Annotated in this window: 22 protein-coding genes; 11 read left to right on the forward strand and 11 right to left on the reverse strand. The window is 68.3% G+C overall.

The genetic code is table 11. From position 1 onward, the window contains the following. The first annotated feature begins 38 nt into the window (after positions 1-38). From trxB to ABNQ40_RS28115, 5 genes are all read left to right on the forward strand, one after another. Positions 39-1,043: a thioredoxin-disulfide reductase gene (trxB, locus tag ABNQ40_RS28095; protein ID WP_109048063.1), complete on the forward strand. Its 1,005-nt coding sequence runs from the start codon at positions 39-41 to the stop codon at positions 1,041-1,043. A gap of 119 nt (positions 1,044-1,162) precedes the next feature. Then, entirely contained in the window at positions 1,163-2,173 is a 1,011-nt protein-coding gene (locus tag ABNQ40_RS28100; protein ID WP_109048064.1) for an ABC transporter permease, read from the forward strand. Further along, positions 2,170-3,090: a nickel transporter permease gene (gene nikC, locus ABNQ40_RS28105; protein ID WP_109048065.1), complete on the forward strand. Its 921-nt coding sequence runs from the start codon at positions 2,170-2,172 to the stop codon at positions 3,088-3,090. The genes ABNQ40_RS28100 and nikC overlap by 4 nt, the downstream gene beginning before the upstream one ends. 4 nt (positions 3,091-3,094) lie before the next feature. Continuing rightward, positions 3,095-3,955, forward strand: a complete 861-nt coding sequence (locus ABNQ40_RS28110) for an ABC transporter ATP-binding protein (protein ID WP_247879579.1) — start codon at positions 3,095-3,097, stop codon at positions 3,953-3,955. A gap of 5 nt (positions 3,956-3,960) precedes the next feature. After that, entirely contained in the window at positions 3,961-4,737 is a 777-nt protein-coding gene (locus tag ABNQ40_RS28115; protein WP_109048066.1) for an ABC transporter ATP-binding protein, read from the forward strand. A gap of 19 nt (positions 4,738-4,756) precedes the next feature. Here ABNQ40_RS28115 and ABNQ40_RS28120 read toward each other — a convergent pair whose 3' ends face one another. Beyond that, a complete protein-coding gene (locus tag ABNQ40_RS28120; RefSeq protein WP_109048067.1) occupies positions 4,757-6,625 on the reverse strand; it encodes a GGDEF domain-containing protein in 1,869 nt (622 codons plus the stop codon). A gap of 612 nt (positions 6,626-7,237) precedes the next feature. Between ABNQ40_RS28120 and ABNQ40_RS28125 the strand changes: the two genes are divergently transcribed. After that, on the forward strand, positions 7,238-8,803 hold the full coding sequence (locus tag ABNQ40_RS28125; protein ID WP_109048068.1) for an ATP-binding protein: 1,566 nt from the start codon (positions 7,238-7,240) through the stop codon (positions 8,801-8,803). Between the two features lie 3 nt (positions 8,804-8,806). Here ABNQ40_RS28125 and ABNQ40_RS28130 read toward each other — a convergent pair whose 3' ends face one another. Together ABNQ40_RS28130 and ABNQ40_RS28135 are read right to left on the reverse strand one after the other, a co-directional pair. Further along, a complete protein-coding gene (locus ABNQ40_RS28130; protein ID WP_109048069.1) occupies positions 8,807-9,307 on the reverse strand; it encodes a GNAT family N-acetyltransferase in 501 nt (166 codons plus the stop codon). Positions 9,308-9,524: 217 nt separating this feature from the next. Then, positions 9,525-10,061, reverse strand: coding sequence for a substrate-binding domain-containing protein (locus ABNQ40_RS28135; protein ID WP_109048070.1), 537 nt, complete (start codon positions 10,059-10,061; stop codon positions 9,525-9,527). Between the two features lie 197 nt (positions 10,062-10,258). Here ABNQ40_RS28135 and ABNQ40_RS28140 point away from each other — a divergent pair, with 197 nt between their 5' ends. Continuing rightward, positions 10,259-11,152: a LysR substrate-binding domain-containing protein gene (locus tag ABNQ40_RS28140; protein ID WP_109048071.1), complete on the forward strand. Its 894-nt coding sequence runs from the start codon at positions 10,259-10,261 to the stop codon at positions 11,150-11,152. Positions 11,153-11,179: 27 nt separating this feature from the next. On the opposite strand, the gene ABNQ40_RS28145 is transcribed toward ABNQ40_RS28140, so the two are convergent. Beyond that, positions 11,180-12,205 (reverse strand): zinc-binding alcohol dehydrogenase family protein, encoded by a 1,026-nt coding sequence (locus ABNQ40_RS28145; RefSeq protein ID WP_109490730.1) that lies wholly within the window; start codon positions 12,203-12,205, stop codon positions 11,180-11,182. A 254-nt stretch (positions 12,206-12,459) separates the two neighbouring features. Between ABNQ40_RS28145 and ABNQ40_RS28150 the strand changes: the two genes are divergently transcribed. Then, a complete protein-coding gene (locus ABNQ40_RS28150; RefSeq protein WP_109048072.1) occupies positions 12,460-12,729 on the forward strand; it encodes a hypothetical protein in 270 nt (89 codons plus the stop codon). Positions 12,730-12,749: 20 nt separating this feature from the next. Here the strand turns inward: ABNQ40_RS28150 and ABNQ40_RS28155 are convergent, their stop codons facing one another. The 6 genes from ABNQ40_RS28155 to groES form a co-directional block, all read right to left on the reverse strand. Continuing rightward, complete coding sequence (locus ABNQ40_RS28155; protein ID WP_109048073.1) at positions 12,750-13,970, reverse strand: hypothetical protein; 1,221 nt, start codon at positions 13,968-13,970, stop codon at positions 12,750-12,752. 144 nt (positions 13,971-14,114) lie between these two features. Continuing rightward, positions 14,115-14,828: a response regulator transcription factor gene (locus ABNQ40_RS28160; RefSeq protein ID WP_109048074.1), complete on the reverse strand. Its 714-nt coding sequence runs from the start codon at positions 14,826-14,828 to the stop codon at positions 14,115-14,117. Positions 14,829-15,251: 423 nt separating this feature from the next. Further along, positions 15,252-16,169: a DMT family transporter gene (locus ABNQ40_RS28165; protein ID WP_109048075.1), complete on the reverse strand. Its 918-nt coding sequence runs from the start codon at positions 16,167-16,169 to the stop codon at positions 15,252-15,254. 17 nt (positions 16,170-16,186) lie between these two features. Further along, a complete protein-coding gene (locus tag ABNQ40_RS28170) occupies positions 16,187-16,552 on the reverse strand; it encodes a hypothetical protein (RefSeq protein WP_109048076.1) in 366 nt (121 codons plus the stop codon). Between the two features lie 256 nt (positions 16,553-16,808). Continuing rightward, positions 16,809-18,452, reverse strand: a complete 1,644-nt coding sequence (gene groL, locus ABNQ40_RS28175) for a chaperonin GroEL (protein WP_109048077.1) — start codon at positions 18,450-18,452, stop codon at positions 16,809-16,811. 48 nt (positions 18,453-18,500) lie between these two features. Further along, positions 18,501-18,791, reverse strand: coding sequence for a co-chaperone GroES (gene groES, locus ABNQ40_RS28180; RefSeq protein ID WP_042702035.1), 291 nt, complete (start codon positions 18,789-18,791; stop codon positions 18,501-18,503). A 443-nt stretch (positions 18,792-19,234) separates the two neighbouring features. Here groES and ABNQ40_RS28185 point away from each other — a divergent pair, with 443 nt between their 5' ends. From ABNQ40_RS28185 to ABNQ40_RS28195, 3 genes are all read left to right on the forward strand, one after another. Beyond that, on the forward strand, positions 19,235-19,471 hold the full coding sequence (locus ABNQ40_RS28185) for a hypothetical protein (RefSeq protein WP_109048078.1): 237 nt from the start codon (positions 19,235-19,237) through the stop codon (positions 19,469-19,471). Positions 19,472-19,646: 175 nt separating this feature from the next. Beyond that, the gene (locus ABNQ40_RS28190; RefSeq protein WP_109048079.1) at positions 19,647-20,141 is read left to right on the forward strand and encodes a lysozyme; all 495 of its coding nucleotides are present in this window, start codon (positions 19,647-19,649) and stop codon (positions 20,139-20,141) included. Positions 20,142-20,290: 149 nt separating this feature from the next. Further along, positions 20,291-21,364 (forward strand): COX15/CtaA family protein, encoded by a 1,074-nt coding sequence (locus tag ABNQ40_RS28195; protein ID WP_109048080.1) that lies wholly within the window; start codon positions 20,291-20,293, stop codon positions 21,362-21,364. 62 nt (positions 21,365-21,426) lie between these two features. Here the strand turns inward: ABNQ40_RS28195 and ABNQ40_RS28200 are convergent, their stop codons facing one another. Next, entirely contained in the window at positions 21,427-22,089 is a 663-nt protein-coding gene (locus ABNQ40_RS28200; RefSeq protein ID WP_244592885.1) for a Crp/Fnr family transcriptional regulator, read from the reverse strand. Positions 22,090-22,201 lie beyond the last annotated feature (112 nt).

Below are 22,201 nucleotides of genomic sequence, written 5' to 3' on the forward strand. Positions count from 1 at the left end.
CACGACTCCGTTCGCGGGGAATTTGCGGGATCAGACCCATGGCCACCACGCACCACACCAAGGTTCTCATCATCGGCGCCGGCCCGGCCGGCTACACCGCCGCCATCTATGCCGCGCGCGCCAACCTGGAGCCGCTGATGGTCCAGGGCATGCAGCCGGGCGGCCAGCTGATGATCACCACCGATGTGGAGAATTTCCCCGGCTTCGCCGATCCGATCCAGGGCCCCTGGCTGATGGAGCAGATGCAGAAGCAGGCGGAGCATGTCGGCACCAAGATGGTGTTCGACCTGATCACCGACGTCGACTTCACCAAGCGCCCCTTCGTCTGCAAGGGTGACAGCGGCGACACCTACACCGCCGACAGCGTCATCATCGCCACCGGCGCCCAGGCGCGCTGGCTCGGCATCTCGACCGAAGAGATCTACCGCGGCTTCGGCGTGTCGGCCTGCGCCACCTGCGACGGCTTCTTCTTCCGCGGCAAGGAGGTGGCGGTCGTCGGCGGCGGCAACTCGGCGGTCGAGGAGGCGCTATACCTGACCAACCACGCCAGCAAGGTCACGGTCATCCACCGCCGCGACGGCTTCCGCGCCGAACGCATCATGCAGGACCGCCTGTTCCGCCACCCGAAGATCGAGGTGGTGTGGGACAGCACGGTCGAGGAGATCGTCGGCGAGGGCGACGGCACCATGGGCAACCCGCGCGCCGTCACCGGCGTCCGCATCAAGAACGTCAAGTCGGGCGACGAGCGCGTCATCCCGGTGGCCGGCGTCTTCGTCGCCATCGGCCATGTGCCGGCAACCGGCATCTTCCAGGGCAAGGTGGAGATGGACGATTCGGGCTACATCGTCACGGTGCCCGACTCGACCGCCACCAACATCCCCGGCGTCTTCGCCGCCGGCGACGTGAAGGACAAGGTCTACCGCCAGGCCGTCACCGCCGCCGGCATGGGTTGCATGGCCGCGCTGGAGGCCGAGCGCTGGCTCGCCCACCACGAGCCGGCCGCCGGTGCGCACGGCGATCCCAGCCCGGCCGGGACCTGGTGAGCTGAAGCGGCCCACCCCCTCCCCCGTCCGGGAGAGGGGGCCCCCCTTATGCCCTTGACGGTCTTTCCACAAAGCCCCGACTGTGATTCCCTGATGCGTCCAATCGCGAGGGAGTCCTCTTGCCTACGCTGAAACGCGGCCTGACCCTGCTGGTCACGGTGGCCGCCACCCTGCTGGGCCTGCTGCTGGTCACGTTCCTGATCGGCCGCGTCGTTCCGATCGATCCGGTGCTGTCGGCGCTCGGCGACCGCGCGAATGCCGACAGCTACGCGCAGATGCGCACGCAGCTCGGCCTCGACCTGCCGCTGTGGCAGCAGTTCCTCCGCTATGTCGGCGACGTGCTGCAAGGCGACCTCGGCACCTCGGTGCTGACTTCCCGGCCGGTGCTGGAGGATGTGCTGCGCGTCTTCCCGGCGACGCTGGAACTGGCGACCGTCGCCGCCATCATCGGGGCGGTGCTGGGCATTCCCGCCGGGGTGTTCGCCGCCACCAACCGCGGGCGCTGGCCCGACCATGCCATCCGCCTGCTCGGTCTGCTCGGCCATTCGGTGCCGATCTTCTGGCTCGGGCTGATGGCGCTGCTGCTGTTCTACGCCAAGCTGGACTGGGCGCCGGGGCCCGGACGGGTCGACGTCTTCTACGAGGGGATGGTCGATCCGGTGACCGGCCTCGTCACGGTGGACGCCCTGCTGGCCGGCGAGACCGACATCTTCTGGAACGCGGTCGGGCATCTGGTCCTGCCCTCGGCGATCCTCGGCCTCTATTGCGTCGCCTACATCGCGCGGATGACCCGCGGATTCATGCTGGACCAGCTGCGCCAGGAATACATCACCACCGCCAGGGTGAAGGGCCTGTCCGAAACCCGCGTTGTCTGGGGCCATGCGCTGCGTAACATCACCGTGCCGCTGATCACCGTCATCGCCCTGTCCTATGCCAGCCTGCTGGAAGGATCGGTGCTGACCGAGATGGTGTTCGCCTGGCCCGGCCTCGGCCTCTACATCACCAATTCGCTGCTCAGCGCCGACATGAACGCGGTGCTGGGCGGGACGCTGGTGGTCGGCACGGTTTTCATCGCGCTGAACCTGCTGTCCGACCTGCTCTACCGCCTTCTGGATCCGCGAGCCCGATGACCGCGCGCACCGACACCCAATCCACCGGCTGGCGGGACTGGCTGACCACCGACACGCCGCAGTCGCGGGCGCAAGCCCGGCTGGGCCGCGCCTGGGCCGGCTGGACCGCCTTCCGCCGCAACCGGCTGGCCGTCGCCGGGCTGCTGATCGTGCTGGCCCTGGTCGTCGTCGCCGCACTGGCGCCGGTGCTGGCGCCCTATCACCCCTATGCACAGGACCTGAACGGCCGGCTGCTGCCGCCCAGTGCGGCCCACTGGCTGGGAACCGACGCCTTCGGCCGCGACATCCTGTCCCGCCTGATCCACGGCGCGCGGCTGACGCTGATGATCGTGGCGCTGGTGGCGGCGACGGCGCCGCTGGCCGGGCTGGTGATCGGCACGGCCGCCGGCTATTTCGGCGGCTGGGTCGACACCGTGCTGATGCGCATCACCGACATCGCTCTCGCCTTCCCCAAGCTGATCCTGGCGCTGGCCTTCGTCGCCGCACTTGGCCCCGGCATCGAGAATGCGGTGATCGCCATCGCCATCACCTCCTGGCCGCCCTATGCCCGCATCGCGCGGGCGGAGACGCTGACCGTCCGCCGCGCCGACTTCATCAGCGCCGCCCGGCTGCAAGGGGCGTCCAGCCTGCGCATCATCCTCGGCCATATCATGCCGCTCTGCATCGCCTCGCTGATCGTGCGGACGACGCTGGACATGGCCGGCGTCATCCTGACCGCCGCCGGCCTCGGCTTCCTCGGGCTCGGCGCCCAGCCGCCGCTGCCGGAATGGGGGGCGATGATCGCCAGCGGCCGGCAATATGTGCTGGAGCAATGGTGGGTCGCCGCCATGCCGGGCCTTGCCATCTTCATCGTCAGCCTGGGCTTCAACCTGCTGGGCGACGGGCTGCGCGACGTGCTGGACCCGAAGGGGGACTGAAGCCATGGCCGACAAAAAGATGGCGGACGACGCCCCCCTGCTGGACGTCTCCAACCTGCGCGTCGCATTCCCCACCCGCACCGGCATGGCCGAGGCGGTGCGCGGCGTCTCCTTCACGCTCGGCCGGGAGAAGCTGGGCATCGTCGGCGAGTCGGGCTCCGGCAAGTCGATGACCGGCCGCTCCATCCTGCGCCTCGTGCCCTCACCGGGCCGGGTCACCGCCGACCGGCTGGCCTTCAACGGCGAGGATTTGCTGGCGGCGTCGCCAAGGCGCATGCGCGACATCCGCGGCCGGCGCATCGCCATGGTGATGCAGGACCCGAAATACTCGCTGAACCCGGTGATGACCGTCGGCCGCCAGATCGCCGAGGCCTACCGCGTCCACAGCAAGGCAGGCGCCGCCGAGGCGAAGCGCCGCGCGCTGGAAATGCTGGCCGCCGTGCGCATCCGCGACCCGGAGCGGGTCTATGACCGCTACCCGCACGAGGTGTCGGGCGGCATGGGCCAGCGCATCATGATCGCGATGATGCTGATCCCCGACCCCGACCTGCTGATTGCCGACGAGCCGACCTCGGCGCTCGACGTCACCGTGCAGATGCAGGTGCTGGCGATCCTCGACGACCTCTGCTCCCAGCGCGGCATGGGCATGATCTTCGTCAGCCACGATCTGAACCTCGTCGCCTCCTTCTGCGACCGCATCCTGATCATGTATGCCGGCCGGGTGGTGGAGAGCTGCCGCGCGTCGGAGCTGCACGCGGCGCAGCACCCCTACACCCGCGGCCTGCTGGCCAGCCTGCCCAGGATCGACGAGCCGCCCGGCGACCTGCCGGTGCTGAGCCGCGATCCGATGTGGTTGGAGGCGTAAGGACGATGATCGACATCCAGGATTTGCGGGTCCGCTTCGGCCAGGGCGCCGACGCCGTCACCGCGGTGGACGGCGTCACCCTGTCGGTACGGGAAGGGGAGAGCTTCGGCCTCGTCGGCGAATCCGGCTCCGGCAAATCGACGGTCCTGCGCGCGGTCAGCGGCCTGAACGACGACTGGACCGGCCGCATCGCCGTCGCCGGCGCGGAGCAGGGACCGGTGCGGCAGAAGGGCTTCTACAAGCTCTGCCAGATGGTGTTCCAGGATCCCTACGGCTCGCTGCACCCGCGCCACACGGTGGACCGCATCCTGGCGGAACCCATCGCCATCCACGGGCTGGGCGATGCCGACGCCCGTATCGACCGGGTGCTGCGCGATGTCGGGCTCGGCCCCGCCTTCCGCTTCCGCTACCCGCACCAGCTGTCGGGCGGCCAGCGTCAGCGCGTCGCCATCGCCCGCGCCCTGGTGCTGGAACCCCGCGTCCTGCTGCTGGACGAGCCGACCTCGGCGCTCGACGTGTCGGTGCAGGCGGAGATCCTGAACCTGCTGCGCCGGCTGCGGGCGGAACATGGCCTGACCCTGGTGCTGGTCACCCACAACCTCGCCGTCGTCGCCAACCTGTGCGACCGGCTGGCGGTGATGAACCGCGGCCGTCTGGTCGAGGAGATGAGCGTGGATGAGCTGCGCCGCGGTGCCGCGCGCGAGCCCTACACGTTGCAGCTCCTGCGCGCCAGCCAGGGCTACGACCGCGCCACGGCGGAGAGCTTCCGGGATTATGCGTGAGGGGCCGCAGTAGCGGCTTTCACCCCAGCCGCACCACGAACAGCTTGTCCTCCGCCCCCTTGGCGGCGGTCTTGTGATCGGCGATGGCGGCGTTGATGGCGTCGGGGGTCAGCCCATGGCTGCCGGGCGGGATCACCACGGCAACCCCGCTGGCCGCCAGCAGAGGGAAGCGCCGCACCGCGCCATAGCGGTCCTTTGCCAGGAAGCCGCCGCTGACCCGCGTTTCGGCGTCGTACAGGCTTTCGGCATCGGAGCGGAACAGGGCCAGCAGTTCGGCAAGCCGGGCAAGCACCTCGCCCTCCCCGCCGCCGCTGACGCCCAGGAAGAAGTCGTCGCCGCCGATATGGCCGGCGAAGGCGTCGGCGTCGATGGCCGCCCCGGCGCTGCCGGCCCAGGCCTTCAGCCGCTCGCTGAACATCAGGATGGCGCGGTCGCCCTGGCGGAAGCCGAAATTGTCGTTGAAGGGTTTGAAGTTGTCGAAATCCAGATAGGCCAGTACATGGCCGCAGCCCGGGTCGGCCAGCGCCCCTTCGATGTGGCGCAGGATCGCCGCGTTGCCGGGCAGGCGGGTCAGCGGGTTCTGGTCGGTCGCCATCGCCAGGTTGCGCTCATGCACCAGCCGCAGCAGCGCACCGCTCGACAGCACGCCGGCATAGGCCCCGCCCTCGACGATGACGATGCCGTCGGCCGCCGACTCGGTGGAGAAGGCCTCGATCACCCGGTCCAGCGGGGTGGAGATGTCGCAGACCGGCGACCGGATGACCAGATCGTCCAGCCCATTGCCCAGGCCGCGGTTGCGCAGCAGTTCGCCGCCGAAGCGCGAATAGACGAAGCGCTTCAGGTCGCGCTCGCGGATCAGGCCGAGCGGCCGGTCATGCTCGTCGATGATGGGCGCGATGGCGGCACTGCCGTCGCGGCGGAAATAGTCCAGCAGCTCGGTCTTGCGCGAATCGACCCGCAGCGGCGGCAGCCGTTCGATCACCTCCGACAGGCGGCGGTGCGAGTCGCTGGGCTGGCGCCGGTCCTTGCGGTTCAGATCCTCGACCACCGGATAGCGGTTGGGCAGGGCAGTCAGGTCGACGCGCGGCCGGGCGATCAGGAAGCCCTGGGCGAAGTCGCAGCCGAGATCCCGGCAGGTGTAGAACTCGGTGGCGGTCTCGACCCCCTCCGCCACGATCTGGATGCCCAGCGCATGGGCATGGCCGGCCAGCGCCGCCACCAGCGCCCGCTTGCGCGCGTCCGCATCGATGCCGGCGATGAAGAAGCGGTCGATCTTCACATAGTCCGGCCGCGCCTCGTACAACGTGCGCAGCCCGGAATGGCCGACGCCGAAATCGTCGATGGCGATGCCGGCCCCGCTCTGGCGGAAGCGGTCGACCGCCGCATCCACCGCGACGCCGCTGGGCACCGGGCGGCTTTCCGACAGCTCCAGCACGATGCCGCTGTTGCGCGAGGCGGCAGGGTCGCGGGCAAGCCAGGGCGCATCGGGTCGGCCGACCAGCCGGGCGTCAAGGTTCAGGAACAGCTTCGCCTCGTTCCAGCCCGACAGCGCACGGTAGGCGGCGACCGCCTTGGCGTGCAGCGCGGTCTCCACCGTCGCCAGCAGGCCGGCGGCCTCGGCGGCGTCCAGCAGTTCGCCCGCGTTGGCGAAGCCGGTGCGCTCGAACCCGCGCAGCAGCGCCTCATAGCCGTGGGAGCGGCCGGACCGCAGCTGAACGATGGGCTGGAAGGCGTAGCGCAGCGCGCCGACCATCGATGCCCAATCGAACGATGCGGCCTCGTCCCGGCCGGAGGGGACGGCGTCCCAGCCCGCGCCATAGGACTCGGCACGGTCGCTTTCCGGACTTGCGGTTTTGGACCCGGCTTTTGTGGTGGTCAGCACAGTCATCGCTCGGTCCGCCAGCGCCGATCACGCATGGGGTCGGCATCCACTTGTAACAGAGCTTGTTTGCGGTTTCATGACCGCAGGGTCACGTTGTTGCGCAATACGATCACCCGCCTGAGAGGCAAGAACCGGATCGGACCGAAAAATCTGGTTGATTGAATTCCGATCATACACACGGTGTGGTGGAATACGAGTTGCCCGCTCCCCCTGCCATCGCTATGCATGCGATGGTTGGAACCGGGCGGCGGAACGGCCACCGCCCGCGTCCCACCTACCGGGGAGCACGGAGTGGAAAAAGCACTCGTACTCCTGGTCCTGGTGCATCAGTTGATCAAGGCGATCCTCGATCTGCTGAAGTAACCGGACCGGACGGGGGGTGCGGCTGGCACCGCACCCTCCTGTCCGCAAGGATATGGTCAAACCGCCCTCCGCCGCAAGACCCACCCCACCACCGGAGCGCTTATCCACACCACTCCGGCTCAATCGACCGGAGAGTGATCGCCCGATCCTGGTCGGCTTGTCCCGAATCGAATCCTCGTATCGCCGCGCCCGCCTGCGCTATAGGAAGGCCCTCCCTCGCAAGGGGGCGGTTCGGGTGAGCGGGAGGCGAGCGGGATGAAGGTCGGCATCGACATGGGGGCGACGAACGCGGGCAGCGCCGCGACGCTCGACCTGGAGGAGCTGCTGGCGACCCGTCTGCTGGTCCAGGGCAATTCCGGGTCCGGCAAGTCGCACCTGCTGCGCCGGCTGATCGAACAGAGCGCCCCATGGGTGCAGCAGGCGGTGATCGACCCGGAGGGCGACTTCGTCACGCTGGCCGAGCGCTTCGGCCATGTGGTGGTGGAGGCCGACGCGCACAGCGAGGCCGCCCTGCAATCCGTCGCCGCCCGCGTGCGCCAGCACCGCGTCTCCGTCGTCCTGAACCTGGAGGGGCTGGACGCGGAAATGCAGATGCGCCACGCCGCCGCCTTCCTGGGCGGGCTGTTCGATGCAGACCGCGATTTCTGGTACCCGATGCTGGTGGTGGTCGACGAGGCGCAGCTGTTCGCCCCCTCGGCGGCCGGCGAGGTGTCGGACGAGGCGCGCAAGGTCTCGCTCGGCGCCATGACCAACCTGATGTGCCGCGGACGCAAGCGCGGGCTGGCCGGGGTGATCGCCACCCAGCGTCTGGCGAAGCTGGCGAAGAACGTCGCGGCCGAGGCGTCGAACTTCCTGATGGGCCGCACCTTCCTCGACATCGACATGGCGCGCGCCGCCGACCTGCTGGGCATGGAGCGCCGGCAGGCGGAGATGTTCCGCGATCTGGAGCGCGGGCATTTCATCGCGCTCGGCCCCGCTTTGTCGCGCCGGCCGCTGCCGCTGCGCATCGGCGCGGTGGAAACGCAAGGCCGCACCGGCAGCCCGAAGCTGATGCCGCCGCCCACAACCCCGGTGGAGGACGCCCGCGACCTGATCTTCACCACCACCGGGCCGGAACCGCCGCGCTATGTGCGCCGCCCTTCCACCTCGGCCAGCGCCGACCTGATGGCGCAGCTGGCGCGCGGTCGCCCCACCGCCCCGCCGCCGTCCGTCGACGACAGCGCCGCCGAACAGCCGGCCCTGCTGCCGCTGGAGCCGGAGGAAACCGCCGAACAGGCGGCCGAGCGCGAGGCCCAGTATGGCGAGGTGCTGGCCGAGGTGCTGGCCGATCCGGAGGCACCCTACCGCTCGCTCGCCGTTCTGTACCAGGATTTCCTGGTGCGCTGCCGGGGCCGCGGGGTGGATGGCGACCGGTTGGCCCTGCCCGCCTTCCGCCGCCGTCTGGCGACCGCCCGCGCCGGGGCCGGCAACGGCGACGATCCCGCCTGGCAACGGGCGACGGAAGTCGCCGCGACGCTGGCGGAGGACATCCAGCCGGTCTTCCTGCTGCTGGCCCGCGCCGCCCTCGACCACGCTCCCTGCCCATCCGACGCCGACGTGGCGCGCGCCTGCGGCAGCCGGTCGAAGGGGCGCGGCCGCCGCCTGCTGACCTACATGGAACAGCGCGGCTTCATCGCCAGCCGCAGCGGCCTGGGCAACACCCGCGCCATCGCCCTGCCGGCGCTGGGCTGGGAAACCGCGCTGGGCGATCCCAACGCCGCAGATGCTGCCGACAATGCGGCGGACGCGTCCGACGAGGGCGGGCTGTTCGCGGCGGGGTGAGCGTCACCCAGCCAGGTGTTTTTGCATGAGCAGAAGGTCGAGCCAGCGGTCGAACTTGCGGCCGACCTGACGCAGGCAGCCCGCTTCCACAAAACCGAAACCGGCATGCAATCGGATCGAGGCGGTGTTTTCCGCTTCGATGCCCGCGACGATCATATGTTTGCCGTTCAGCTTTGCATCGTCCAGCAATGCGGCCAGCAGGCTTCGCCCGATCCCCCTGCCCCGCACGGTCGAGTCCACATAGATCGAATGCTCGACCGTGTGCTTGTACCCTTCCCAAGCCCGGAACTCACCATAGGATGCGAAGCCGACGACCACGCCGTCCTGTTCGCACACGAGAACCGGCATTCCCTTCGCCTGGTGATCCGCCATCCAGGCGCGGCGCTGGTCCAGTGTGACCGGTGTCAGACTCCACACCGCCGTTGTGTTGAGGATGGCGTCGTTCAGGATGGCGAGGATTGCCGGAAGGTCGGCTTCCTCTGCCGCCCGTATCCTGTGAGTCATGGTTCGATTCTCCGGAGCCTGACGTTGCCGATGCGATGCTGCTGCGGCACCCTGACCGAGAATTCCATGATGCTGGAATAAAATCCACTAAATTGGCTGTCTCTCCTATTTGTTCGGCTCCCTGCCGTGCAAATTTCCAGGATAATGGAAAAGGCCGCCCCATGGAGCGGCCCTTCGATCAGGGAAAAGGCAACGAGCCCACTCCGCTTACCGCCATTCAGCTTCCGGCGGTCGGCGCGCTCACCGGCTTGCCGGACTGGCCCCAGCTGGCGACGAAGTCGTTCACGCCGGGAACCGCCATCATGTGCGAGTCCTTGACGTAGACGAAGCGCTTCGGCCCGAAGCCGTATTCGGTCATCGTGATGCCGGCGGAGCGGCAGCGCTGATACTCGGCCGCGCCGATCGGGCGGTCTGAGGCCACCATGTCGGGATGGTCCAGCCCGACGCCGCCGCAGAAGGCTCGGAAGCCGGTGGCGGTGCCGCGGGCGTCGAGATGCGGCTTGGTGTCGGGACCGCCGGTGTATTTGGCGGCTGCCTGATCGATGGTGCCGCGCAGGGCCGGACTGCCGACGATCCAGATGCCGCGGGCCTCCGGCGGCGGCTTGGGCACGGCCGGCGGCGGCAGGGCGGCGGTCTGTTGCGGCGGCGGCGTGAGGCCCGGCATCTGGCAGCCGGCGAGCGAAGCCGCAGCGGCAAGTGCGAGGGCCAGATGTTTGAAAGCCACTCTGCCGGCCGGAGCGGAAAAACGGGTCATCGGGCGTCTCTCTCCTCAAGGATCGTCATGCCGCCGGGCGGCAAGGCCCGGAGGGCTCTGACAATGAGAACGCCCCCGGCCTGCTTCAACGGCACGCCCGCCATATGCCGATTGCCGTGTCCCGATGCGCCGCTCGCCATCCATGAACAATTGCGATAGGATGGCAGGAAACGATCACCATACGGAATGCATTGCCAATGTCCCTTCCCGACCTGGAGATCGACGCGCTGCGCGCCTTCGTCACGGTGGCGGAGGCCGGCGGCTTCACCGCAGCGGCGGAGCGGCTGGGCCGCACCCAGTCGGCGATCAGCGTCAAGATCAAGAAGCTGGAGGATATGCTCGGCCACCGGGTGTTCGAACGCACCAGCCGGTCGCTGGCGCTGACCCATGACGGCGAACTGCTGATGGGCTATGCCCGCCGCCTGCTGGACCTGAACGACGAGACGGTGCGCCGCTTCGCCGAACCGGCGGCGGAGGGCGAGCTGCGGCTGGGCGTGGCCGAATATTTCCTGTCCGACCACCTGCCCCATGTGCTGCGCCGCTTCGCCAAGCTGCATCCGCGGCTGCACATCGACGTGCGGGTGGGCATGTGCAGCGATCTGGTCTCGGCGCTGGATGGCGGCGAACTGGACCTCGTCATCTCCCGCCGCGATGCCGGCGACACCCGCGGCCGGGCCATCTGGACCGAGCCGATGCGCTGGATCGCCGCCCCCGGGCTGGAGATCCCGGCCGACGGCCCGCTGCCCTTCTGCGCCCTGCCGGCGCCCTGCGTCTTCCGCAACCGCGGACTGGCGGCGCTCGGCGAAACCGGACGGTCCTGGCGGGTGGTCTATACCAGCGCCAGCGTCATGGGGGTGCAGGCCGCCGTCCGCGCCGGGCTGGGGGTGGCGGTGCTCAGCGAATCCTCGGTGCCCGAGGGCGTGCGCCGGCTGGGGGTGGAGGACGGACTGCCCGAACTGGGCGACGTCGAGATGGCGATCTTCGGCGAGACGCCGCGCAACCGCCGCCTCGCCGAACCGCTGGTCGGCTTCATTGTGGAAAGTCTGGCGGCGATGCGCCCGGCCCGCCCGCCACTCGCCCTGGCAGGGTAAGGCGGCAGACCGGGCGCACCGGACGGATCAGAAGCCTTCCAGCACCACCTTGCCGCGGGCCTTGCCGGATTCGATCAGGGCATGGGCCTTGCGCAGGGTGGCGGCATCGATGCGGCCCAGCGTCTCGGTCAGGGTGGTGCGCAGCGTGCCGGCATCGACCAGCCGCGACACTTCGGTCAGCAGCTCGTGCTGGGCGATCATGTCGTCGGTCTGGAACAGCGGCCGGGTGAACATCAGCTCCCAGTGCAGCGAGACGCTCTTGCGCTTCAGCAGGCGAACGTCGATGGGCTCCGGATCGTCGATCAGGCCGATGTGACCCTGCGGCGCCACCAGCTCGACCAGATCCTGGAAATGGCGGTCGGTCGCGTTGGTGGAGAAAATGTAATCGACCCCGGCCAGCCCCAGCGCCTTCACCTGTTCCGCCATCGGCCGGCTGTGGTCGATCACGTCATGGGCGCCCAGGTCGCGCACCCAATCGGCGGTCTCGGGACGCGACGCGGTGGCCAGCACCCGCACCTTGCTCAGCCGGCGGGCCAGTTGGATGGCGATGGAGCCGACGCCACCGGCCCCGCCGACGATCAGCAGCGACTTGCCCTCGCCCCCATTTTTCCCGTCGCCATCCCGCGGCAGGCCCAGCCGGTGGAACAGCATTTCCCAGGCGGTGATTGCGGTCAGCGGCAGGGCGGCGGCCTCGGCAACGCTCAGGCTGGCCGGACGGGCGCCGACGATGCGCTCGTCGACCAGATGATATTCGCTGTTGGTGCCGGGACGGTCGATGGAGCCGGCATAGAACACCGCGTCACCGGGACGGAACAGGGTCACATCCGGCCCGACCGCCTCGACGATGCCGGCGGCATCGAAGCCCAGGATGCGCAGGTCGCCCTCGGTCGGCAAAGCGTTGCGGCGCACCTTGGTGTCCACCGGGTTGACCGACACCGCCTCCACCCGGACCAGCAGGTCGCGGCCGGCGGGGGCCGGGCGGTCGATCTCGACGTCGATCAGCGCGCCGGTATCGGCGATGGGCAGGGACTTGCGGAAACCAACGGCTTTCATGATGGCCTCGTCTTCTAAATGGGTCTTCTGAATGGGGAAGAAGTCGAGACACAAGATGGCGGCGCCGCCCCGATATGTGAAATTCATAGTTCTTGTTTCATCCATCGGATTCCGGGATGGACGCAGCCCCGGCCAAACGGCTTCGAGACTCATGACGCCAAAGAGGTATGGAATAGCCGGCCGGGCTGCGGTGTTCGTACAGATGACCGGCCTCACCGTCGACGCCGGTCCGTCGTCAGACAGGAAGCACGGCCATGCGCACCAATCGTCTCCGGATCCTGACCGCCCTGCTCCTGGCTGCGGGGGGTGCCGCCCTGACCGGCTGCGTCGCCTACGATCCCTATTATCCCGCCTACAGCGAGCCGGTGATGGTCCCGCCGCCGACCGTCTATGCCGTGCCGCCGCCGGTGGTGGTCGGGCCGGGCTATTACCGCCGCCCCTGGCACGACCATTGGCACGGCGACCGCGGCTGGGGCCCGGGACGCGGATGGGGGCCCGGCAGGGGGCCGCGCGGCTGGCGTTGATCGTAGGGAACCGACGGTTCTCAGACCGCGTTGGCCGGCACGCCGTCGCCGCAGTTGCGCAGCACCAGCACGGTGTGGTCGTCGTCGCTCACCGCACCGTCGCGCAGCAGAACCAGCGCCGCCAGCGTCGGCTCGACCCCGTGCAGGTCACGGTGGATGAACAGGGCGGGCAGCCGGGCGCACCCGCCGGTGTAGAGCACGACATGCTCCCCCGGTGCCCAGCGCAGATGGACCGAGGCGGGGGCCAGCGGGTTGAAGCCGATCATCGCCCAGCGGGCGCCGAGCGCCGTGATCTCCTGCCGACGCACCACCGCCCCGGCCAGGGTGCCGAGCGCCGTGTAATCCACCGCACCGGCGTCGAAGCGCAGGACCGCGACGGCCGACCGCCCGATCCGCGTCAGGGTCCGGTCGTGGGACAGCCCCAGTTCGGGCCGCCCCTTCAGGTCGCGCCGGATGGCGTTGACCACGACGGGAGCCGGCAGCCCCGGCACCGTGGCGGCGACCACCGCCTCCATCTGCCGCACCACGGCGGGCGTCATTATTGTGGGGGATTGCACGGTGGGGGATTGCACGGTGGGGGATTGCGCGGCGCCGTCTTGCCCATTGCCGTCCTCCGCACCGGAACCGGCGTCGGTTTTGACGGGGGGCTCGGCGGGGCCGGCATCGGCGGCCGTGTCGCCGTCGACCATCAAGGCAATGCCGCAGGGACCGTCCCCGCCACGGGCGGGGGCACAGCTGACGAACCAATGGTCGATGAAGGGACCGCCGCGCGCGGCGTCGCCGCCGCTCCGCTCGACCGTCACCGCCCCGGCCTGGGCCAGGGCGTCGGCCGGCGGCGCATCGTCCGTACCCGGCCGCAGGACACGGGCCAGCAGCGCGAGCCCGATGCCCGGCGTGGCATGAACATGGAAACGGTCGGCCTCGCCGCGAACGGATTCCAACACCGCGTCAAGCGCGGGGAGAACACCGTCCGGCGTTGACGGGGTCAGCGCGACGGTGGCGGGATCGCGGTCGTAGGCCAGGCATTCGACGCCGGCCCCGCTGTGCATCCGGGCAATCAGAATGGTCCCGTCCGGCCGGCCAAGAGCATAGTCGGCCACCATGGCCACCAGCCGGTCCAGCCGCGCCGCCTCGTCCACCGGCAGCACCCCGTCGGCCCGTTCCGCCGCGATCCGACGCGCCGTGGCGATGTCGTCGGGCGACGCCACGGCGATGCGACGGTGACCATGATCGGGGAACATAGAACCGCTCCTGTCAGCGCTCTGGTTGCTCTTCCCCGGAACTTTACAATCCTCTTCCGGTCAAGCCCACGGAAAGCACTCGTCGGCCTGCAATTTTCGACCGGCCGTGTCCGACGGAGCCGCAATCCGGCAAGGACGGCGGCATCAGGATGCCGCCACCTCCATCAGTGCGGCCGGGGCCGGCTGGCGGATGGACATGGGATGCGGCAGGTCGCGTGCGCGCAGGATCTCCGCCGACTCCCAGAGGCGGCCCAGGCCGACGATGGAGCGGCAGCCGGTCTTTTCCATGATGCGGGCGCGGTGGACCTCCACCGTCTTGATGCTGATCCCCAGTTCCCAGGCAATGGTCTTGCTCTGCTTGCCCTCGACGATCAGTTCCAGAACCTCCGACTCGCGGCGGCTCAGCAGGGCGAGCCGGCGGACGGCGTCGCGGCTGCGGTCGCGCTGCTGGGCATGCGGGCTGCCGGACGCCAGGCAGGCGCGCAGCCGCTCCAGGAAGGCCGGGATGGCGAAGGGACGGGCGATGCAGTCGACCGCACCGGCCTTCATCGCGGCGACGGCGGCGTCGACGTCGCCCTGCTCGGTCATCACCAGGACCGGCAGGTCGTGACCGTGCAGCGAGGCCTCGGCCATGAACTCCATGGCGGTCATGTCCGGCAGGTCGCTGCGCAGGACGATGCAGGAGGACCCGGTGCCCAGCACGGCCAGCGCATCGGCGGCGGTGCTGTGGACACGGCAGGCGATACCGACCGCGCCCAGCGCCCGCGAAAGCGTGCTGCGCGACATCAGGTCGCCATCGACGATGTGAACGAGGCAGGTGGTTTGCGGATAAGCGGGCGCGGAAATTTGCAGGGGCATCTTGGGACCTCCACCACATCGGGCCGGCGAACAGCGCCGGCTCTCCATGACGACCGATCCGTGTCCGAACCGCCGCCATGACCGACATTTTAGCGGTCATCCCTTATTGACCGCCGCAATCGCGAGGGATAGCGGGCATGTCTAAAAGGATACCAGGGATACTACACCGGCGAAAACCACAACAAGAACGCCGATCAATGCGCTATCCCACGGGGCACCCCGAAACCAAACGGCGAACACCACAAGTATTTTCGCAAACTCCGCACCCGGACGACCTATCCGCCGACAGGCAACGCTGGCCAAACTTTATCACAAGACAAGCAAAGCCGCTCGGATCGTTTGTTGTGATCGCCGGGTTCAAAAATTATCTTCGTGGGAATTTAACGTTCCGCGCAGCCTTTCCGGCTGCAACCCTGTGGCCGCTCAGGCGCGGCGGCGGGTCGCCAGGAGGATGCCGGCGGCGATCAGGGCGATGCCGATCCCATGGTAGAGGTGCGGCTGCTCGCCCAGGAACAGGATGGCCAGCAGGCTGCCGAAGACCGGCACCAGATGGATGGCGAGGCCGGCGGTGTTGGGGCCGAGAAGCTCCACCGCCCGGTTGAAGCAGAGATAGGCGGCGATGGACGGGAACAGCACGGTGTAGCCGACCGCCAGCAGCGTGATGCCGCTGGCCTGGACCGGGTGGCCGCTCACGCTCTCCCAGACATAGAAGGGCAGCAGTTCCACCGCACCGATGGCGAAGGTGACGACGACGAAGCTCAGCCCGTGGATCGCCGGCCGGCGGCGCAGCAGCGTGGTGTAGGCGGCATAGATCACCACCGCCGCCAGCATCCAGACGTCGCCGGCATTCAGCTCCAGCCCCAGCAGGGTTCCCGGATCGCCGTGCGAGATCAGGGTCATCGCGCCGACCAGCGAGACGGCGATCCCCACCCCCTGCATCGCCCCGATCCGGTCGCGGAACAGGACGAGGCTCATCAGCACGATCATCACGGGCATCGACGACTGCAGCATCACGCAGTTCAGCGCGGTCGTCGTGTTGAGCGCGATGTATTGGAAGGTGTTGTAGATGCCGATGCCGAGCGTGCCCAGCAGCAGCACGCTCTTCCACCGCGCCAGGATCGGCGTGATGTCGTGGCGCAGATGCGGCCAGGCGAAGGGCAGCACCACCAGCATGCCCAGGAACCAGCGCCAGAAGGCCAGCCCGATGGGCGGCACCGACCCGGCGACCGCACGCCCCAGGACCGCGTTGCCCGCCCAGAACAGGGGCGGCAGCATCATCAGCAGCCAGGCCTGATCGGCGAGACGGGATCCCTTGACGGAGGCGGTGCGGTCGGCGGGCATGGCGCTGTCCCGTGCGTTCAGCTGCGGCGGCGGGGCGAGGCGAAGACGCTAGCCGCGGTCACGGCGGCGCTGCGGTCGCTGCTGTCCTCGGCACGGAAGACGCTTGCGCGGGCTTCGCGGCGGGGATGGCGCGGCGCGTCCTCGCGGCCTTCACCACCCCGGCCTTCGCGGCCTTCACGGCCCTCGCGGGCAGGCTTGGCGGGCTGGCGCATCTCGGCGTCGAGTTCGGCGATGCGCTTGACCAACGCTTCACGGATGGCGGGGGCCGCGTGGGCTTTCAGCGTCGCCAGCTGCTCCTTGAGCTGAACCAGCTGACGCTGCTTCTGCTCGCGGGTGCGCTTGATGGCGACGTTGTCGGAATGCTGGCCCTCGAAGGAGCGCATGGAACAGGCCCTCGTTTAAAAATACGGAAGTCAGGAGGCCGGCGCCCCACGCTGGGGTGCCCGGCAAGAGAGGGGCGGATTATTGGGAGGCGACCGCGGCAAAGCAAGGCGGACTTCGCCTTGACATTTGAGGGTTGGGCCATTTCAGGAACGGGGTGGCACTCCGCCTCCCTCCCCGCCATCTGGGCAAAGGAAAAGGGCGCCCCCTTGCGGAGGCGCCCCTTTCCGAACCGAAGGACGGTCGGACGTCAGGCTATTAGAAGCCCATGTCGTCCATGCCGCCCATGCCGCCCGGCATGCCGCCCGGAGCAGCCTTCTTCTCCGGCTTCTCGGCGATCATCGCCTCGGTGGTGATCAGCAGGCCGGCGATCGAGGCCGCATCCTGCAGGGCGGTGCGAACCACCTTCACCGGGTCGATGATGCCGGCGGCGACCAGATCGGTGAACTCACCCTTCTGGGCGTCGTAGCCGAAGTTGGTGTCGGTCTGGTCGAGCAGCTTGCCAACCACGATCGAGCCGTCGGTGCCGGCGTTGTAGGCGATCTGACGGACCGGGGCCTGCAGGGCGCGGCGGATGATGTCGATGCCGACGCGCTGCTCGTCGTTGACCGGGGTCAGGGCGTCCAGGGCCTTGGAGGCGTACAGCAGGGCGGTGCCGCCGCCGGCGACCACACCCTCTTCCACCGCGGCGCGGGTGGCGTGCATCGCGTCGTCAACGCGATCCTTGCGCTCCTTCACCTCGACCTCGGTCGCACCGCCGACGCGGATGACGGCGACGCCACCGGCCAGCTTGGCCAGACGCTCCTGCAGCTTCTCGCGGTCGTAGTCCGAGGTGGTCTCCTCGGCCTGGGCGCGGATCTGGCCACAACGGGCTTCGATGTCGGCCTTGTCGCCGGCGCCGTCGACGATGGTGGTGGTCTCCTTGGAGATCACGACCTTCTTGGCGGTGCCCAGCATGTCGAGCGTGACGTTCTCGAGCTTGATGCCGAGGTCTTCGGAGATGACCTGGCCGCCGGTCAGGATGGCCATGTCCTCCAGCATCGCCTTGCGGCGGTCGCCGAAGCCCGGAGCCTTGACGGCGGCGATCTTCAGGCCGCCGCGCAGCTTGTTCACGACGAGCGTGGCCAGCGCCTCACCCTCGATGTCCTCGGCGATGATCAGCAGCGGACGCGAGGACTGGACGACGGCTTCCAGAACCGGCAGCAGCGGCTGCAGGCCCGACAGCTTCTTCTCGTGCAGCAGGATGAAGGGGTTCTCGAGGTCCGCGACCATCTTGTCGGCGTTGGTCACGAAGTACGGCGACAGGTAGCCGCGGTCGAACTGCATGCCCTCGACGACGTCCAGCTCGGTGTCCAGGCTCTTGGCCTCTTCCACCGTGATGACGCCTTCGTTGCCGACGCGCTCCATCGCCTGGGCGATCATCTTGCCGATCTCGGCTTCGCCGTTGGCGGAGATGGTGCCGACCTGGGCGATCTCGTCGTTGGTCGTGACCTTCTTGGCGCGGGCCTGGATGTCGGCGACGACGGTCGAGACGGCCAGATCGATGCCGCGCTTCAGGTCCATCGGGTTCAGGCCGGCGGCGACCTTGGTCACGCCTTCGCGGACGATGGCCTGGGCCAGGACGGTGGCGGTGGTGGTGCCGTCACCGGCCAGATCGTTGGTCTTCGAGGCGACCTCGCGGACCATCTGGGCGCCCATGTTCTCGAACTTGTCGGCCAGCTCGATTTCCTTGGCGACCGACACGCCGTCCTTGGTGATGCGCGGAGCGCCGAAGGACTTCTCGATCACGACGTTGCGGCCCTTCGGGCCCAGCGTGACCTTCACGGCGTCGGCGAGGATGTCAACGCCACGCAGCAGCTTTTCGCGCGCGGAGGGGCCGAACTTGACGTCTTTGGCAGCCATGTCTCGATTCCTTTAACGTGTAAATTTCGAAGGGTACAGGCGGAGGACTTAGGCCTCGATGACGCCCATGATGTCGGATTCCTTCATGATCAGGTAATCGACGCCTTCGATCTTCACTTCAGTGCCCGACCACTTGCCGAACAGGATGCGGTCGCCGGCCTTGACGTCCAGCGCCACGACCTTGCCCGACTCGTCACGGGCGCCCGGGCCGACGGCGATGATCTCGCCTTCCTGCGGCTTTTCCTTGGCCGTGTCGGGGATGATGATCCCACCCTTGGTCTTGGTGTCGGACTCCAGACGCTTGACGACGACGCGGTCGTGCAGCGGGCGGAACTTCATGGAATGCCTCCTTGGATCAAGGCTTGGTTCTGACGGAAATTGGCGCGGGCGGCGGCTGTTAGCACTCCATCCCGGCGAGTGCCAGACAGCTAATCGAAGCGGATTGTGGATTCAAGAGGCTCGTTTCGGAATTTGCCGCAAATGCCTGCAACACTCCTCCAGCCCCGTCTATAACACATTGATTTCAAATCATATCCCCTCATTGCGGCAGACAGCCGGTGCGGGCAAATTTCTTCGAACGGTCACAGAAGAAGCCGACCCTTCCGGCAGCGGACGCATCGCCGGGACAGCGAAAGGACGGAACCGAACACCGGCAACTCCACGCGATCCCCCAATTGCCCCCTCGCCTCCCGCACGTCACGCCTGTGATTGCCGTCACAGCGCCACCCGCCGGAATTTCCTAAAATTTTAGAGAAATCGGCACTGGAGAGGTGGAGGGCGCGATGATGGCGAAGCGGCGGGCGGACGGCTGGACCGGGACTCATACGGCCGACCGCCTCCAATACAAGCGGCCGGCCCGAATCGCCTCCGCTCCCGGATCGGGCAAGCGGGCACGGTGGCGGGATCACGAGAACCGGCTGGTGGAGGCTCTGCTGGAGTTCACCACCATCGCCGGCCTGTTCGCCCTGCTGTTCGCCCTGTTCGTGCTGTTCGGCGCCGCCCAAACCCTATCGCCCTGAGTCTCTCGGCCCGATCCCGCACTCGTTTCTCCTGTTGCGCATTCTCCGCAGCCACATCTCCGCAATTCGCGACAAATTTAAATCGATACTCCCGCCTTGCGCGAATTCCGCATAGGATCGCCGCCGATACGGGCGGCACCACCCCGCCCGGCGCGCCAACCGGGAGTTTCCATCCATGACCACCCAGCCGGTCTGCCAAGCCGCGGTCGATCTTGTGAAGCATTTCGAAGGCCTCTACCTCAACGCCTATCTGTGCCCGGCCGGCGTTCCCACCATCGGTTACGGCCATACCGCCGGCGTGACGATGGGGCAGACCATCACCGTCGAGCAGGCCGATGCCTTCCTCGCCGCCGACTTGGCCCAGGCCGCCGGTCATGTCGACGCCCTGGTGAAGGTGCCGCTGAACGCGGACCAGCGCGGCGCGCTGGCGTCCTTCGTCTTCAACCTCGGCGCCGGCAGCCTGGAAAGCTCGACCCTGCTGAAGCTGCTGAACGAGGGCGATTATGCCGGCGCCGCCGGCCAGTTCGGCCGCTGGGTCTATGCCACGGTGAACGGGACGCCGACCAAGCTGCCGGGCCTCGTCGCCCGCCGCGCGGCCGAAGAGGCGCTGTTCCAGAGTCAGACCGCCCAGCCGCAGGACGGCGTCACCACCGCGGACGGCACCCCCTGATCCTGGCCTGATATCCGGGCCTGATATCCGGGCCTGATATCCGAGTGTGATCCGGCATTCCGGCAGGCGCCGGGCACGAGCCGTTTGACGGGACGGGATGTTCGCCCCACATTTGCGGACATCCCACCGCCGCGCTCCGGAATGCCGCCTTGACCGCCTTTGCCTCCGACAGCCTCGCCGCCGCCACCCGCCCCAATCCGAACCGGCCCATCGCCGTCTGGCTTCTGGTCTGCGCCGCCATGGTGCTGGCCATGGCCGTGATCGGCGCCATCACCCGGCTGACGGAATCCGGCCTGTCGATGGTGGAATGGAAACCGCTGATCGGCATCCTGCCGCCACTGTCCTCGGCGGAATGGAACCGGGTCTTCGACCTGTACAAGGCGACGCCGGAATTCCGCATCTACAACAGCCACATGGATCTGGCGGGCTTCCAATCGATCTTTTGGTGGGAGTGGTTCCACCGGCTGTGGGGCCAGCTGATCGGCTTCGCCTTCCTGATCCCCTTCCTGCGTTTCTGGATGCAGGGCCGCATCTCGTCGGAGCTGTGGCCGAAGCTGGCCGGCCTGTTCCTGCTGGGCGGGCTCCAGGGCGGCATCGGCTGGTTCATGGTGAAGAGCGGGCTGGTCGATTCGCCGAACGTCAGCCATTACCGGCTGGCCCTGCATCTCAGCACCGCCATCCTGATCTACGCCCTGCTTCTGCGCACGGCGCTGGGCCTGATCGATCCGCTGCCGATGGCGGGTTGGCGGCCGGAGTCGGCGTCCTTGCGCCGTCACACCCGCTGGGCGCTGGGTCTGGTCGCCGTCACCATCGTCTGGGGCGCCTTCGTCGCCGGGTCGGATGCCGGCTTCGCCTACAACAGCTTCCCGCTGATGAACGGCCACTGGATCCCGCCGGAGGTCGACACGCTGACCCCCTGGTGGCTCAACCCGGTCGAGAACACCGCGGCGATCCAGCTGATCCACCGCATGCTGGCGATCCTGACCGGCGTGGTCGTCCTGGTGCTGGCCGCCCGGGTCCTGAACGCCCGCCTGCCGGGACGCGCCGGCCGCGCGGCACTGGCGTCGGGCGCCATGGTCCTGCTGCAGATCGCCATGGGCGTCGCCACACTGCTGACCGTGGTGTGGACGCCCATCGCCGCCGCCCATCAGGCCGGCGCCATTCTGGTGGTGTCGATGCTGGTCTGGCTGCTGTTCGAGCTGCGGCCGGTCGGTCGGGAGTAAGCGGGAGCAGAAAGCAGCCGCTCCCCGAGACGGCGCTCCCGGAAAAGACGGAGCGCCCTGCCTCAGGCCCCTTCGGCCAGATCGTACATCGCGTCGATGTCGGCGATCAGGACCTTGTTGCCTTCCTGAAGCGAGATCACCCCGGCGGTCTTCAACTGGGTGAAGGTGCGGCTGACGGTTTCGGTGGTCAGGCCCAGATAGTCGGCGATGTCAGCACGGCTCATCGGCACGAAGACCGGATTTTCCTTGTGGCCGCGGCGCGCAGCGCGCTGCGACAGCATCAGCAGGAAGGAGCAGATCTTCTCCTTCGCCGTCTTGCGGCCGAGCAGGAGCATCTGGTCCTGTGCGGCGGCCAGCTCGTTCGACGCCATCGAGAACAGGCGCCGCTGCATCTTGGGGAATTCCTCCAGCAGCGCATCGATCTTCTTGCGCGGGAAGCGGCAGAGCGAGGCGCTGGTCACCGATTCGGCGGTGTAGGCATAGCTGTCGTTGACCGCCAGACCGAGGAAATCGCCGGTCACCAGGAATCCGGTGATCTGGCGGCGCCCGTCCGGCAGCAGCTTGTACAGCTTCACCGTCCCGGAGGTGACGTTGTAGAGCGCATCGGATGCGTCGCCCTCGGCGAACAGGGTGTGGCCGGCATCGATGCGCACATTCTGCAGAATGTCGGCAAGACGGCGCAATTCCTCGGGTTCCAGCGCGGCGCACACCGTCAGGCTGCGCACGGGACAGGCCCCGCAGGGATTCATTTCCGTCGCAGCGCTCTTTTCCCGAGCGCGAACCGTATCAAAAGGTGGCATGGAGGAACCCAGCCTTTCATTCCGCATGGGCCCATAT

The sequence above is a fragment of the Azospirillum sp. A23 genome (assembly GCF_042938965.1).
Lineage (GTDB): Bacteria > Pseudomonadota > Alphaproteobacteria > Azospirillales > Azospirillaceae > Azospirillum > Azospirillum melinis.